The sequence below is a fragment of the Pseudomonas sp. D2002 genome, from assembly GCF_013385735.1.
Classification (GTDB): Bacteria; Pseudomonadota; Gammaproteobacteria; order Pseudomonadales; family Pseudomonadaceae; genus Aquipseudomonas.
Genome location: NZ_JACAPL010000003.1, coordinates 1,145,249 through 1,157,647, shown reverse-complemented (window position 1 = coordinate 1,157,647; position 12,399 = coordinate 1,145,249). Strand labels below are relative to the sequence as shown.

At 58.9% G+C, this 12,399-nt stretch carries 13 protein-coding genes and 1 tRNA gene; 11 read left to right on the top strand and 3 right to left on the bottom strand.

From position 1 onward, the window contains the following. Positions 1-66: 66 nt before the first annotated feature. The 3 genes from HX783_RS08660 to HX783_RS08650 form a co-directional block, all read right to left on the bottom strand. Complete coding sequence (locus HX783_RS08660) at positions 67-900, bottom strand: EamA family transporter (protein WP_177016606.1); 834 nt, start codon at positions 898-900, stop codon at positions 67-69. A 111-nt stretch (positions 901-1,011) separates the two neighbouring features. Continuing rightward, a tRNA-Met gene (locus HX783_RS08655) sits at positions 1,012-1,088 on the bottom strand. Between the two features lie 374 nt (positions 1,089-1,462). Next, the gene (locus HX783_RS08650; protein ID WP_159954057.1) at positions 1,463-2,014 is read right to left on the bottom strand and encodes an RNA polymerase sigma factor; all 552 of its coding nucleotides are present in this window, start codon (positions 2,012-2,014) and stop codon (positions 1,463-1,465) included. A 261-nt stretch (positions 2,015-2,275) separates the two neighbouring features. Here HX783_RS08650 and HX783_RS08645 point away from each other — a divergent pair, with 261 nt between their 5' ends. Genes HX783_RS08645 through sctU form a run of 11 tightly spaced genes read left to right on the top strand, consistent with a single transcriptional unit; the run spans position 2,276 to position 12,385 of the window. Then, the gene (locus tag HX783_RS08645) at positions 2,276-3,331 is read left to right on the top strand and encodes a TyeA family type III secretion system gatekeeper subunit (RefSeq protein ID WP_177016605.1); all 1,056 of its coding nucleotides are present in this window, start codon (positions 2,276-2,278) and stop codon (positions 3,329-3,331) included. Continuing rightward, the gene (gene sctV / locus HX783_RS08640) at positions 3,328-5,421 is read left to right on the top strand and encodes a type III secretion system export apparatus subunit SctV (protein WP_177016604.1); all 2,094 of its coding nucleotides are present in this window, start codon (positions 3,328-3,330) and stop codon (positions 5,419-5,421) included. Before HX783_RS08645 ends, sctV begins: the two co-directional genes overlap by 4 nt. Positions 5,422-5,458: 37 nt before the next feature. Further along, entirely contained in the window at positions 5,459-6,352 is an 894-nt protein-coding gene (locus tag HX783_RS08635; RefSeq protein WP_177016603.1) for an FHA domain-containing protein, read from the top strand. Then, positions 6,349-7,707: a FliI/YscN family ATPase gene (locus HX783_RS08630; protein ID WP_177016602.1), complete on the top strand. Its 1,359-nt coding sequence runs from the start codon at positions 6,349-6,351 to the stop codon at positions 7,705-7,707. Before HX783_RS08635 ends, HX783_RS08630 begins: the two co-directional genes overlap by 4 nt. Continuing rightward, positions 7,694-8,131 carry a YscO family type III secretion system apparatus protein gene (locus HX783_RS08625; RefSeq protein WP_177016601.1) on the top strand — a complete coding sequence of 146 codons (438 nt, stop codon included), beginning with the start codon at positions 7,694-7,696 and terminating at the stop codon, positions 8,129-8,131. The genes HX783_RS08630 and HX783_RS08625 overlap by 14 nt, the downstream gene beginning before the upstream one ends. Beyond that, positions 8,103-8,561, top strand: a complete 459-nt coding sequence (locus tag HX783_RS08620; RefSeq protein WP_177016600.1) for a type III secretion system HrpP C-terminal domain-containing protein — start codon at positions 8,103-8,105, stop codon at positions 8,559-8,561. Before HX783_RS08625 ends, HX783_RS08620 begins: the two co-directional genes overlap by 29 nt. Next, on the top strand, positions 8,558-9,571 hold the full coding sequence (locus HX783_RS08615; protein WP_177016599.1) for a FliM/FliN family flagellar motor switch protein: 1,014 nt from the start codon (positions 8,558-8,560) through the stop codon (positions 9,569-9,571). Before HX783_RS08620 ends, HX783_RS08615 begins: the two co-directional genes overlap by 4 nt. Next, positions 9,568-10,221 carry a type III secretion system export apparatus subunit SctR gene (gene sctR / locus HX783_RS08610; RefSeq protein ID WP_177016598.1) on the top strand — a complete coding sequence of 218 codons (654 nt, stop codon included), beginning with the start codon at positions 9,568-9,570 and terminating at the stop codon, positions 10,219-10,221. Before HX783_RS08615 ends, sctR begins: the two co-directional genes overlap by 4 nt. Positions 10,222-10,228: 7 nt before the next feature. Then, a complete protein-coding gene (gene sctS / locus HX783_RS08605; protein WP_177016597.1) occupies positions 10,229-10,492 on the top strand; it encodes a type III secretion system export apparatus subunit SctS in 264 nt (87 codons plus the stop codon). Positions 10,493-10,502: 10 nt separating this feature from the next. Then, entirely contained in the window at positions 10,503-11,291 is a 789-nt protein-coding gene (gene sctT / locus HX783_RS08600; protein ID WP_177016660.1) for a type III secretion system export apparatus subunit SctT, read from the top strand. Further along, positions 11,288-12,385 (top strand): type III secretion system export apparatus subunit SctU, encoded by a 1,098-nt coding sequence (gene sctU, locus HX783_RS08595; protein WP_177016596.1) that lies wholly within the window; start codon positions 11,288-11,290, stop codon positions 12,383-12,385. Before sctT ends, sctU begins: the two co-directional genes overlap by 4 nt. Positions 12,386-12,399 lie beyond the last annotated feature (14 nt).

The window sequence follows — 12,399 nt, the reverse complement described above, 5'->3', positions numbered from 1 at the left end:
CAGTGGCTCGGGGAGGCGTCAAAATACAGATACGCAGTTTTTTTGCGCGCGAACACCAAGGCCTGCTCAGCCCAGGCGCAGCAGCATCGCCCCGGCAGCAATGACACACGCGGCAATGATGCGCACCCGCGTGAGGTGTTCTTTCAGCACCCATGCCGAGATCACCACGCCGAACAAAATCGAGGTTTCGCGCAAGGCTGAAACGGTAGCGATGGGGGCGGCGGTCATGGCCCAAAGCGCCAGGCCATAGGAGGCTATCGTGCCCACGCCGCCGACGATGCCCAGGTGCCAGTTACCGGCTACATAATCAACGAACACCCTGCGCCGGGCTGCTATAGCCCACGCTGCAAGTGGAATGCCGGTCAGCAGGAAGATCCACAGCGTGTAAGCCACCGGCGCGCCGGACTTGCGCACGCCCAGGCCATCGATAAGGGTATAACCCGCGATCACTCCTGCGTTGATCAATGCCAGGGCCAAGCCTTTGCGCGGCCCTGTTGATGGGGCTATGGCAATGCTCAAGATGCCCAGAGAAATCACCGCAATGCCGAGCCAGGCGAACGTCGACAATGACTCGGACAACACAAGCACACTCACCGTCGCCACCAGCAGCGGCGCGGTGCCGCGCATGATCGGGTAGGTCTGGCTCATGTCAGCAAGCCGATAAGTCGAGGCCACCAGCACGAAATACAGCACTTGGAGAATCACCGAGGCACCGATGAACGGCCAGCTCTCTTTTGCCGGCAACGCCAGAAACGGGGTGGCGGCCAACGCGATCAACGAGGCGACGGCGGCGATCATGCAGGTGGTCAACAGCTTGTCGGCGCCACCTTTGACCACGGCATTCCAAGTGGCGTGCAGAGCAGCGCCGAGCAGGATGATGGCGAATACGTCGAAGCTCATGGATGGCACTCAAAGCAGCGTTGTGGTGTGTGGGCCGCTGCGAGTATGCCTGAGCACTTTTCTGCAGGCATAAAAAAACGGCCTACCTTTCGGTAAGCCGTTTTTAGTACTTGGTGGCTACACAGGGACTTGAACCCCGGACCCCAGCATTATGAATGCTATGCTCTAACCAACTGAGCTATGTAGCCAAGTGGCGCGCATTATTCGCGTAGAACGGGAATGCGTCAAGCGTTTATTTTCAATTTTTATCTACGCTTTCAACCGTTTAACCGAAAATGCCGGTTCGGGCGACGAGTGGCGTGGGGGTTTCTCCTACTCAGGACGCCACGCAAATCCCTGTGAGAGCTGGCTTGGCTGCGATGACGGCGGCATATTCAGCCTCATCATCGGCTGACCCACTGCAATCGCAGGCAAGCCAGCTCCCACAGTGGATTGGTGTTAGCCGTTAGCGTGTACAGAGCAGAGTATCGAGCGAGTGGCGGCGATTCAGCTGCTGCGTATGAAAAGCGTAATTCGGTTGGGCAGATATCCCTGCCGCCCAACGATTACCCTTTAAAGGGCCTTACGGTTGCGACGGGGTGTGCGTGACACGCTTCAGGTGTTCACGCGCGCGTGACAAGCGTGAGCGAACGGTGCCGATCGGGATGTCCAATACGTCGGCCGTGTCCTGGTAGCTACCGTCAGTCTCCAGCGAGGCGTACAGCGTCTTGCGCATTTCTACTGGCAGGTGGTCGATCGCCGTCAGGGTTTTTTCCAGTCGGCGGTTGATCTCGAACTCCCAATCCAGATTGTTGTTTTCCTCTTGGCCATGCCACAGCGATTCATCGAATTCGCAATGCACCGGCTTGGCATACAGGCGTCGGAAATGATTGCGGACCAGGTTCTGCGCAATGCCGCACATCCAGGTACTGAGGCTTGCCTGGCCGCTGAAACGCTCCCTGTTGCGCCACGCCTCCAGGTACGTCAGTTGCAGAATGTCGTCGGCATCTTCGGGGTTGAGTACGCGCTTGTGAATGAAGCGCCGAAGTTTTTTTTGTTGATCGTCCGTCAGGTGATGCATGAATTGAGGCGAGCTGCCAACCAGGTGCGCTAAAGCTTCAATAGGGATATTCATGATTTTTTCCTCAGGGTAGACGCTATCGAAATGTTTTCGATGCGAACCCCTTTGCACTGGCTATGCCAATGGAAAAATCTTCTCAACCTATTGATTTATATAAATAAATATATTGAATTCATTATTTTTTACGCCGTAATTTGCAAAAGGCGCCGATGGTTTGTGCGGGTCTTTGCAAGTGTGTCTAAAGTCGAGTTTTGATGGAACCGTATCGGCAGGCCTCGCCACATAGGGACACACTCTTCCCTTCTTGGCATGCTTATGAAAGTCGAATCCCCCAAAGATGCGCCCTCTACCCAGCGCCTGGATCAACATTCCACTGCGCCTGTCTCCACGCCCGCTTCAGGGAAGGTCGATGAGCTTGCCCCGCTATTCGACCAGGACTTGATCGCCAATAACCGGAATCTGCGGTTGGCGCCGATACGCGTTCCCCCCGTCGAGCAGCTTGCACAACTTTATGACCAATTGGGCCATCCGGCTCAGGAGTCGTTGGCGGCTATTTCCCTGCGGTTCAGGCAGCAATTGCAGCAGCACTCCAGTGTCGACAAGCTGCTGCAGCTTGCCGAGGGCGACCCCGCACGTGCGTTCGTGGTGCTCAAGCATCTGGAAAACCAGGCGGCCAATGACGCACGCCCGTCTGACGCGGCCTTGGCGCGGGATGCCATCGCCGCGCTGACGGTCGGCTTCAAAGGGGAAATCCAGGCGGGCCTTAAGTTCGCCACGGCGTTGACGCAGGCCGGAGGTGATGCGCAGGAACGCCAAGCGCTGCGCGCGCTTTATTACTCCAGTGTGGCCACGCGCCAGTCTCTGGCTACGATGATGCAGGCCCTGCTGGGTGTATATGGTGGCGATACGTTTTCCGCCAGGCTCGGCAGCATGCGCAAAGCCTTGGCTGACGACATCGCGACGCTGGTGTCATCAACGTCCACGCCGCGGTTGCGCACCTTGTTGCTGGCTCTGCAAAGCTGCGGGAAGCTGGGCACAGTATTGGCCGCTGGCCAGGCGTTGATCGAGCGCCTGGGCCTGAACCATGACGCCGTGAGCCTTTTGCAGCGCCAGCTGGGGTATGCCGACAGCGGTATCGATGAGGCTGAAATCCTGCGGTTTGGGCAGGATCTGGGGAATGGCACGAGTACCCGACAAGTGGTACTCCTCAACGCGCTTTACCCTATGACTCGCGATTTGCCTTTGGACTTGTGGTCTGACAGCCGGGTACGCGATAAGGCGTTGGGTAGCTTTTTGGCGGTGTTGGACGAACTGCGCCGCGGCGAGCAAGGCCCTGGAAAGTTTTCCGGTGACTTGGGGGCGTCTGCGTGAATGCACTCTCGGCCATCAACCGCGTCTTGCTCAAAGTGGCACAGCGTGCCGAAGTGCTGGGCGCGGTGGTGGTCCTGGGCATCGTGTTTATCTTTATCGTGCCGCTGCCGACCTGGCTCGTGGACATCCTGATTGCGATCAACATTTGCATCTCGTGCCTGTTGATTGTGCTGGCGCTGTATTTGCCGGGGCCTTTGGCGTTTTCATCGTTTCCTTCGATTCTGCTGCTGACCACCATGTTTCGTCTGGCGCTGTCGATCGCCACCACGCGCCTGATTCTGTTGGAGCAGGACGCTGGCGACATCGTTGAGGCTTTCGGTAATTTCGTGGTGGGTGGCAACCTGGCGGTGGGCATGGTGATCTTTTTGATCCTGACCCTGGTCAACTTCCTGGTCATCACCAAGGGCTCGGAACGGGTCGCCGAGGTTGCGGCGCGGTTCAGCCTGGACGCGATGCCGGGTAAACAGATGTCTATCGACAGTGACCTGCGTGCCGGCCTGATCGACGGCACACAAGCGCGGGACAAGCGTGAGCAGTTATCCCGCGAGAGCCAATTGTTCGGCGCCATGGACGGGGCCATGAAGTTCGTCAAAGGCGACGCCGTCGCCGGTTTGATTATCGTCGTGGTCAACCTGTTGGGTGGTTTCACCACGGGCATGTTTCAACATAACTTGAGCGCTGGCGAGTCGATCCAGCTGTATTCGGTACTGACCATCGGCGATGGCCTGATTGCACAGATTCCTGCGCTGCTGATCTCCCTGACGGCGGGCATGATTATCACCCGTGTGGCGCCGGACGGGCGCAAGGGCATCAGTAACATGGGCGCCGAAATCGCCCGCCAAATGACCAGCGAACCCAAGAGCTGGATGATCGCGTCGGTGGGGATGCTCGCGTTTGCGATAGTGCCCGGCATGCCCACCCTGGTGTTTATCCTGATTTCCATGGCAACTGGCGGCCTGGGTTATTACTTGATGCGCCAGCGTCAACGCGCAGAGGCGCCCGCCGATGAAGCCGTCGACGCCGTACGCCCCGAACAGAACGGTGATGAAGACTTGCGCGGGTTCGATCCGTCGCGGCCTTACTTGCTGCAGTTTCCCCCGAGCCTGCGAGGCACCCCTGAGGTTACGGATCTTATTCACGGGATTCGCCTGGCTCGAAACACGTTGGTCGCCAATATTGGTCTGACACTGCCGCCGTTTGAAGTCGAACTCGATGACTCGCTGGCCAATGATGAAATGCGTTTTTGCGTACATGAAGTGCCGATGGTCAAGGCCTCGGTCGTTAACCATGTGGCCGTGGATCGCAAGGCACTGACAGTCGTACCTGAGCACGCTATACCGGGGCTTGCCGAGCGTGATGAGCAGGATTGGGTCTGGTTGGCTCCTGATGATCCGCTGCTGGATGACCCGCAGTTGGAGCGCTTTACCGCGACGAGTTTGATCATCGAACGCATGAGGCAGGCGATGATGCTCAGCGGGCCGCAGTTCCTGGGTATCCAGGAGAGTAAGTCGATCCTCAGTTGGCTTGAACACAACCAGCCGGAATTGGTGCAGGAGTTGCAACGCATCATGCCGCTCTCGCGGTTTTCGGCGGTGTTGCAACGCCTGGCCAGTGAAGGGGTGCCGTTGCGTGCCGTGCGGCTGATTGTCGAGTCGCTGATCGAGTACGGCCAGCATGAGCGTGAGCCTGATGCGTTAGCTGACTATGCGCGCATTGCCCTCAAGGCACAGATCTTCCATCAGTACAGCGAGGAGGACGGCCTGCATGCCTGGCTGCTCTCGCCGCGCACCGAGAACATTTTGCGCGAGGCGCTGCGCCAGACTCAGACCGGGGTGTTTTTTGCGCTCGACAACGAAAACAGCGCCGCGTTGATCAACCTTCTTAACCAGGCCTTTACCGCACGTCCCAAGAGCAAAAGTGTGATGTTGGTGGCGCAAGACCTGCGTAGCCCACTGCGCACCCTGCTCCTGGAAGAGTTCAACCATGTGCCGGTGCTGTCCTTTGCCGAGTTGGGGAGCGCTTCGAAGGTGAAAGTGCTTGGGCGTTTTGACCTGGCTCAGGATGAGCTGATGCGCGGTGCGGTGGCATGAATCTGCAGCTGGCTGCAACGCACGGGAGGGCTCGATAATGTTTGAGTTGCGGGTACTCAATGGCTTGCGCCAGGGCGCCGCGTTGCCGCTTTTTGGTGAGCAGTGGAGCATTGGCGCGCACCCCGACGCTGACCTGATGCTCAATGATCCGGGGATCGCCGAGCAGCACGCGCGGTTGCGACTGATCGGCTCAAACTGGTCGGTGCAGGCCGAGGCCGGGCTGCTGCACGACCATGAGGGGCAAGTGCTGGCACAGATCGCGAGTCTGGTGCTGAACCTGCCGTTTTCAGTGGGGGCTATCCGGCTGTGTGTCACCTTGGCGGATCAACCATGGCCTGAAGCGCCCGCCCCTGCGTCACCGTCGCGGCCCACGCAAGCGCCGCGAGTACTGCAATTATCATCCATCTCGCAAGCGCAGCAAAAACGTCTGATCAGCGCAGTGCTGGTGGTTGCGATAGTCCTCGTAGTGGTGGGGTTGGCGTCCACGGGGGAGCGTCAGGCCCAGGCCTCGTTGATGCCTCCCGCGGTGGTAAAACACGAACTGGCCTCACCGTTTGAAGTGCGCCAGCAGCTGTTGAAGATGCTCAGTGAGCGTGAGTTGAGCAAACGGGTCAGCTTGCAAGTGATCAATGGCCAAGTCGCGCTCAGCGGCGAGGTTTCCCAGGACGATGTGGAGTTGGTATCGCGCATGCTCAACCGTTTTGGTGAGCTGTTTGACAGCGCGGTCCCGGTGATCAGCCGCGTGCGTGTACGCGACGGGACACTGCCGTTCAAGATTGTGCAGATTGTTGGCGGGCCGAACGGCCATGTCGTGCTGGAAGAGGGCAGCCGGTTGTTTGTCGGTGATGAAGTGGACGGTTTGCGTCTGGTGCTGATCGACAACAGCAAGGTGGTCTTCGACGGCGCACAGCGTTTTGAGGTGCGCTGGTGAGCGAGGAACTGCAAACGCGTCTGGATGCCTGGCGAGAGCGCCAGGCCCAGTCGCTGGCCAACCTGATGCCGGTGACCATGCGCGGCCGGGTCCAGCGCGTCAACGGCATGCTGTTGCAGTGCCGATTGCCCGACGCGCGTATCGGTGACTTATGCCAGGTTGAAAAGTCTGCCGACGAGTACATGCTCGCCGAGATCATCGGTTTCGATCAGCAGGATGCCGTACTCAGTGCCCTGGGCAATCTTGAAGGCATACGCGTGGGTGCCAGCGTGGAGCGCCTGGGTGTGTCGCATCAGGTACGGGTCAGTGATGAGCTGTTGGGCCAGGTGCTCGATGGTTTCGGTCGGCCGATTACCGGCGTTGGCCCCAGTGCGTTCGTCGAGGCCGACGGCCCGGATGCAAGCATGGTGTTGTGTGAGGCGCCGTTGCCGACCGAGCGACCGAGGATCAATCGAGCCTTGGCCACCGGCGTGCGCTCGATCGATGGTTTGCTGACGCTCGGCGAAGGCCAGCGTGTGGGCCTGTTTGCCGGTGCCGGCTGTGGCAAGACCACCTTGCTGGCGGAGATTGCCCGTAACGTCGAGTGCGATGTGATCGTGTTTGGCCTGATCGGCGAGCGTGGTCGGGAGCTGCGGGAGTTTCTCGATCATGAACTGGACGATCAGTTGCGGGCCAAAGCCGTGCTGGTGTGCGCCACGTCCGACCGTTCAAGCATGGAGCGTGCCCGTGCAGCGTTCACCGCCACCGCGTTGGCTGAAGGCTATCGACGCAAGGGCAAACGTGTGCTGCTGCTGATTGACTCCTTGACGCGTTTTGCCCGCGCCCAGCGGGAAATCGGCCTGGCGGCCGGTGAGCCCTTGGGCCGCGGTGGTTTACCGCCCTCGGTGTACAGCTTGTTGCCGCGTCTGGTGGAGCGCGCCGGGTTGACCCGCGACGGCGTTATCACCGCGATCTACACGGTACTGATCGAGCAGGATTCCATGAGCGATCCGGTGGCGGACGAGGTTCGCTCGTTGCTCGATGGCCATATTGTTTTGTCCCGCAAGCTGGCGGAGCGCGGTCACTACCCGGCGGTTGATGTGCTGGCCAGCCTTTCGCGGATTTTGAGCAACGTCGCCACGCCTGAGCATATCCAGGCGGGTACCGGGCTGCGCCGCCTGTTGTCGGCGTACCAGCAGATCGAACTGATGCTCAAGCTGGGCGAGTACCAGGCGGGCAACGACGCCCTGACGGACTTGGCAGTAGAAAGCCGGTCGGCGGTGGATGACTTTTTGCGCCAGGACCTGCGTGAGCCTTCCCCCATGGAGGCGACCCTCGATCAACTGACGGAGCTGACTGGCGATGTTCCTTTCTGAGTTGGAAACCCTCAGGCGCCTGCGCAAACATCGGGCAGACCGTGCCGAGCGCGCCTTGGGTGAGGCTAAAAGGCATCAACGGGCGCTGCAGTTGCAAGTCGAGCAGGCGCAGCAGGTCCTTGAGCAAACACGCCTGCAGGAGGCCCAGGAGGCCGCGCAACTATTGAGCAAACATCAGGGGCAAGTGCTGTCGTTTCAGGAACTCAAGTCGTGGAGTAACCAGGAGCGCTCGTTATCCGCCAGTACGCACCGCGAAGAGGCGCAGTTACGTGAGTTACACGGGCAGCAGGAGCAGCAAGTGGTGCACATCGACAGTATGCAGAAGCAGGCGACCCGATGCTTGCGCGAGGTCGAAAAACTCGTGGAGTTAAACCAGTTATTGGTACAGGAGAGCCATGAAACGATTACCTCTGAGCAGGTCTAACCGGCCCCGTGTACGCGAGCCGAGCGAAGACCGTGAGAAAAGGGTTGAGGGCGTGGTGCCCTGGCTCCATGTGCACATGTTCGCCCAACTGTTTGCCAAAGATGATGGTCATGGCGGTTACGCTTCCCGCATGCCGGCGCAGAGTGCGGCGGCCGATAAATTAATGATCGAGGCATTGACTACGCAGTTGGCACTGCGCGTTCAAGGCGTCCCGCAATGGCCGTTGCAGGCGGTGCTTTACCTGCCACGGCTGGGGCGAATCAACGCCAGTGTCGAGCGCCAGCCGGGCGCTTGGCACATCGAGCTGCACGCCGAAGAACAGGGCGCGGCGCAATGGCTCGGCACGGTGCAAAAACGCTATCAGGACAAGCTGGTTGAGGCGTTGGGGCAGCCCGTGGATCTCCATATCAAAAACGTGGGCCCCGCATGATTACCTCCATTTTTGCACCGCCATTGGTTGAGGGGGGAAGGGTTGCGGCGTTGCATCGATTGGGGCGTGGGTTACGCATGCCGTTTCAGGTTGGCGACCAGCAGGGCGCTTTTGTGCTCGAGCCTGGCCGCGCGCCCGGACGGGGAAAGCCTTTGTTTTTCGAGAGTGCCCTCGGTGTACTGGCGTTCTCGGAACCTGAGGCAATGTTCAGCCTGATGGGCGAATGCCCGGTAACCCTGGCAGAGACGGGTAACGACCCGAAGTCCTGGTTCTGGGAATTGTTCCAGCATCACCTCAGCCCGCAGGTGTCGGCGTTGTTCGGTTATCTGCGCTTGCTGCCAGGCCCTGAAAAGTTGGGATTTGGTTGCCGTTTCACCGTGATGCTGGGGCCCTCCAAAGTCGCAGGTTACTGGTGGCTGACTCCAGAGAGCTTCCTGGCGGTGTGTGCGGCCGGCCCTTGGCGGTCAACGGCCGGCCCATTACCCGCATCGTTTCCATTGGCAGTCGCCGTAACCGTGGGCCGCTTGAACTTGGCCAGTGCGCAATTGCGCGGTGTTCGTGCCGGTGACGTGCTGATGCTTGAACAGGCCTTTTTCGATGTACAGGGCCACGGCCACTTGAATATAGGACGTCATCGTCTGCAAGGGCGTATTGACGATGAGTCCGGTCCGTTGTGCCTGAACCTTATTGCGATAGAGGAAGCGTCGATGGACGAAGAATTTGTAATAGAAGAATACCCGGGGCCTGAACTTGATGAACCGGTGGAGGATGTCTTCGGCCGGGAGCCCTTTGATGAATTGAGTATGGCGTTGACGGTGCGCTGTGGTGTCCTGAGCCTGACCCTGGGCGAACTGCGCAATCTTGCTCCCGGTGCGGTGCTGGGCATTACCGGGTATGCCCCGGGCATGGCCGGCCTGTATTACGGTGAGCGGCCCATTGGCCAGGGGCAGTTGGTGGAAGTGGATGGGCGACTCGGCTTGCAATTGTCGCGTGTGGTGTTTTCCCGATGATATTCCAGAGCGTTGACCCCGTTGTTCTGGCGTTATTTTTCGGCGCGTTGTCATTACTGCCGATGCTGTTGATCATCTGCACGGCGTTCTTGAAGATCGTTATTGTGCTGATGATCACCCGCAACGCCATCGGCGTTCAGCAGGTGCCTCCAAGCATGGCGATCAATGGAATAGCGCTGGCCGCTACGCTGTTTATCATGGCCCCCGTGGGGTACCAGGTCGCCGAAAACCTCAAGAATGCGCCCTTGGACATGAGCAATGTTCAGACGCTTCAACAGACAGGCCTTGTGGCCATAGAGCCGCTGCGCGCGTTTATGAAACGCAACATCGATCCGGATGTGTTGACCCACATGCACGAAAACAGCGCGCGCATGTGGCCCCCCGAAATGGCGCAAAGCACCGAACGCGAAGACCTGATCCTGTTAATCCCCTCCTTCGTGCTGTCGCAGTTGCAGGCGGGGTTCGAGATCGGATTCCTGATCTACATTCCGTTCATCGTCATCGATTTGATTGTGTCCAACCTACTCTTGGCGCTGGGTATGCAAATGGTCTCGCCCATGACCATTTCCCTGCCGCTCAAACTGCTGTTGTTCGTGATGGTCTCCGGATGGTCGCGGTTGCTGGACAGTCTTTTCCTTTCTTACCTTTGAGTGCCCTATGGAACCGATCGTGCTGTTCAAGCAGGGCATGCTGCTGGTGGTGGTGTTGTCGGCACCGCCGCTGATCGTGGCAGTGATCGTCGGCGTGCTGACGTCCCTGGTCCAAGCCCTGATGCAGATACAGGACCAGACGCTGCCCTTTGGCATCAAGCTGGTTGCGGTAGGTATCACATTGATATTGACGGGACGTTGGATCGGCGTGGAGCTGATCCAACTGACCAACCTGATGTTCGACATGATCGCCCGCTCGGCACTGAACTGAGGGCATGCACGTGCTGCTTTATCTTGAATATCTACCCAGCCTGTTGGTGGGCATGGCGCGGATCTACCCCTGTGCCATTCTCGTGCCTGCGTTCTGTTTCCAGCATATACGCGGCATGCCCAGGCACGTCATCGTGATGGTCATGGCCTTCATTCCGGCGCCAGGTATCCATGCGGTACTGGTGAGCCAGGACTACTCCGCGCTGATGATCGTCGGACTGATGTGCAAGGAGGCCGCCCTGGGCATTTTGCTGGGCGTCCTGTTGGCCATGCCTTTCTGGATGTTCGAGTCAGTCGGCGCGCTGTTGGATAACCAACGTGGTGCCCTGGCGGGCGGCCAACTCAATCCTTCACTCGGGCCGGACGCGACGCCTATCGGCCACCTGTTCAAACAGGTGGTGATTTACCTGCTGATCGTTGTCCTGGGCTTGAGCGTCCTTACCCAGGTGATCTGGGACAGCTATCTGATCTGGCCGGCCACGGCCTGGGTGCCGCTGCCGGCAGTCAATGGCTTCAGTACGTTCATTGGCCTGCTCGGCGACACCTTTACCCACATGATGCTCTACGTTGCGCCGTTTATTGCCGTGCTGTTGTTCCTGGAATTCGGGATCGCGCTGCTGGGGGTCTACAGTCAGCAATTGCAGGTGAGTACGCTGGCACCACCGGTCAAATGCCTGGCGGGTATCGGGATTCTGTTGTTGTACTTTCCGTTGCTGCAGGACCTGATCGTAGGGCGCTTGAACTTGTTGGGTGATCTCAAGCACTCACTCGGGCTGATGTTCCAGGTCTCGGCGCCATGAGTGACTCAGGCGAAAAGAAGCACCCGGCCTCCGCCAAGAAACTGCGCGATCAACGCAAGAAAGGTCAGGTTTCCCAAAGCCAGGATGTCAGCAAGCTGCTGGCGCTGACGGCCATCAGCGAGGTGGCATTGTTCACCGCCGAAACGAGTATGCAACGCTTTCAGCAACTGATGGTGTTGCCGATGTCGAGTATGGCCCAGCCCTTTGTACGGGCGTTGGAAGAAGTGTTGTTTGAAGGGCTGATGATGTTTTTCTCGTTTGCCCTGTTGATGGCTGGGCTGGCCATTGCCGCGAAGCTGATCAGCAGTTGGATGCAGTTCGGGTTCCTGTTTGCGCCGGAGACCTTGAAGCTCGATTTCAATCGTCTCAACCCCCTCAAGCAGCTCAAGCAGATGTTCTCCGCTCAATCGGTCATGAATCTGTTGATGAGCATCACCAAGGCGGTGCTGTTGGGGGTGATTCTGTACGTGGTCATCAAGCCCTCGTTGGGCGCATTGATTAACCTGGCCAACAGTGACCTGCCAACCTACATCCTGGCGCTGATCACCCTGTTCCGGCACTTGTTGCATGCCTGCCTGGGGCTTTTGCTGGTGTTGGCGCTGATTGACCTGGCGATGCAAAAGCACTTCTTTGCCAAGCGCATGCGCATGACGCAGGTAGAGGTCGTCAAAGAGTACAAGGACATGGAGGGTGACCCGCATGTGAAGGGGCAGCGCCGATCGCTGGCACAGCAATTGGCCCAGGAGGAGCCGAAGGTCAAACTGCCCAAGCTGGAGGAGGCCGACATGCTGGTGGTCAACCCGACGCACTTTGCCGTGGCCCTGTATTACCGCCCCGGTAATACGCCACTGCCGATGTTGGTCAACAAGGGCACGGACGACGATGCACGCGAATTGATTCGGCAGGCGAAGGCCGCCGAGGTTCCAGTGATTCAGTGTGTATGGCTGGCCCGCACGCTCTACACCAACAAGGTGGGAGCAAGCATCCCCCGCGAGACCTTGCAGGCCGTGGCGCTGATCTATCGCACATTGCGTGAGCTTGATGATGAGGCCAAGCGCGAAACCCTGGAATTGCCGGAGCTTGAAGTGCGCTGATCAGTACCGGGTGC

Coding starts and splice junctions, on each gene's coding strand:
- HX783_RS08650 (WP_159954057.1), bottom strand. CDS start 2,014: ATGAATATCCCTATTGAAGCTTTAGCGCACCTGGTTGGCAGCTCGCCT.
- sctU (WP_177016596.1), top strand. CDS start 11,288: ATGAGTGACTCAGGCGAAAAGAAGCACCCGGCCTCCGCCAAGAAACTG.
- HX783_RS08615 (WP_177016599.1), top strand. CDS start 8,558: ATGATTACCTCCATTTTTGCACCGCCATTGGTTGAGGGGGGAAGGGTT.
- sctS (WP_177016597.1), top strand. CDS start 10,229: ATGGAACCGATCGTGCTGTTCAAGCAGGGCATGCTGCTGGTGGTGGTG.
- HX783_RS08620 (WP_177016600.1), top strand. CDS start 8,103: ATGAAACGATTACCTCTGAGCAGGTCTAACCGGCCCCGTGTACGCGAG.
- HX783_RS08660 (WP_177016606.1), bottom strand. CDS start 900: ATGAGCTTCGACGTATTCGCCATCATCCTGCTCGGCGCTGCTCTGCAC.
- HX783_RS08625 (WP_177016601.1), top strand. CDS start 7,694: ATGTTCCTTTCTGAGTTGGAAACCCTCAGGCGCCTGCGCAAACATCGG.
- HX783_RS08635 (WP_177016603.1), top strand. CDS start 5,459: ATGTTTGAGTTGCGGGTACTCAATGGCTTGCGCCAGGGCGCCGCGTTG.
- sctR (WP_177016598.1), top strand. CDS start 9,568: ATGATATTCCAGAGCGTTGACCCCGTTGTTCTGGCGTTATTTTTCGGC.
- HX783_RS08645 (WP_177016605.1), top strand. CDS start 2,276: ATGAAAGTCGAATCCCCCAAAGATGCGCCCTCTACCCAGCGCCTGGAT.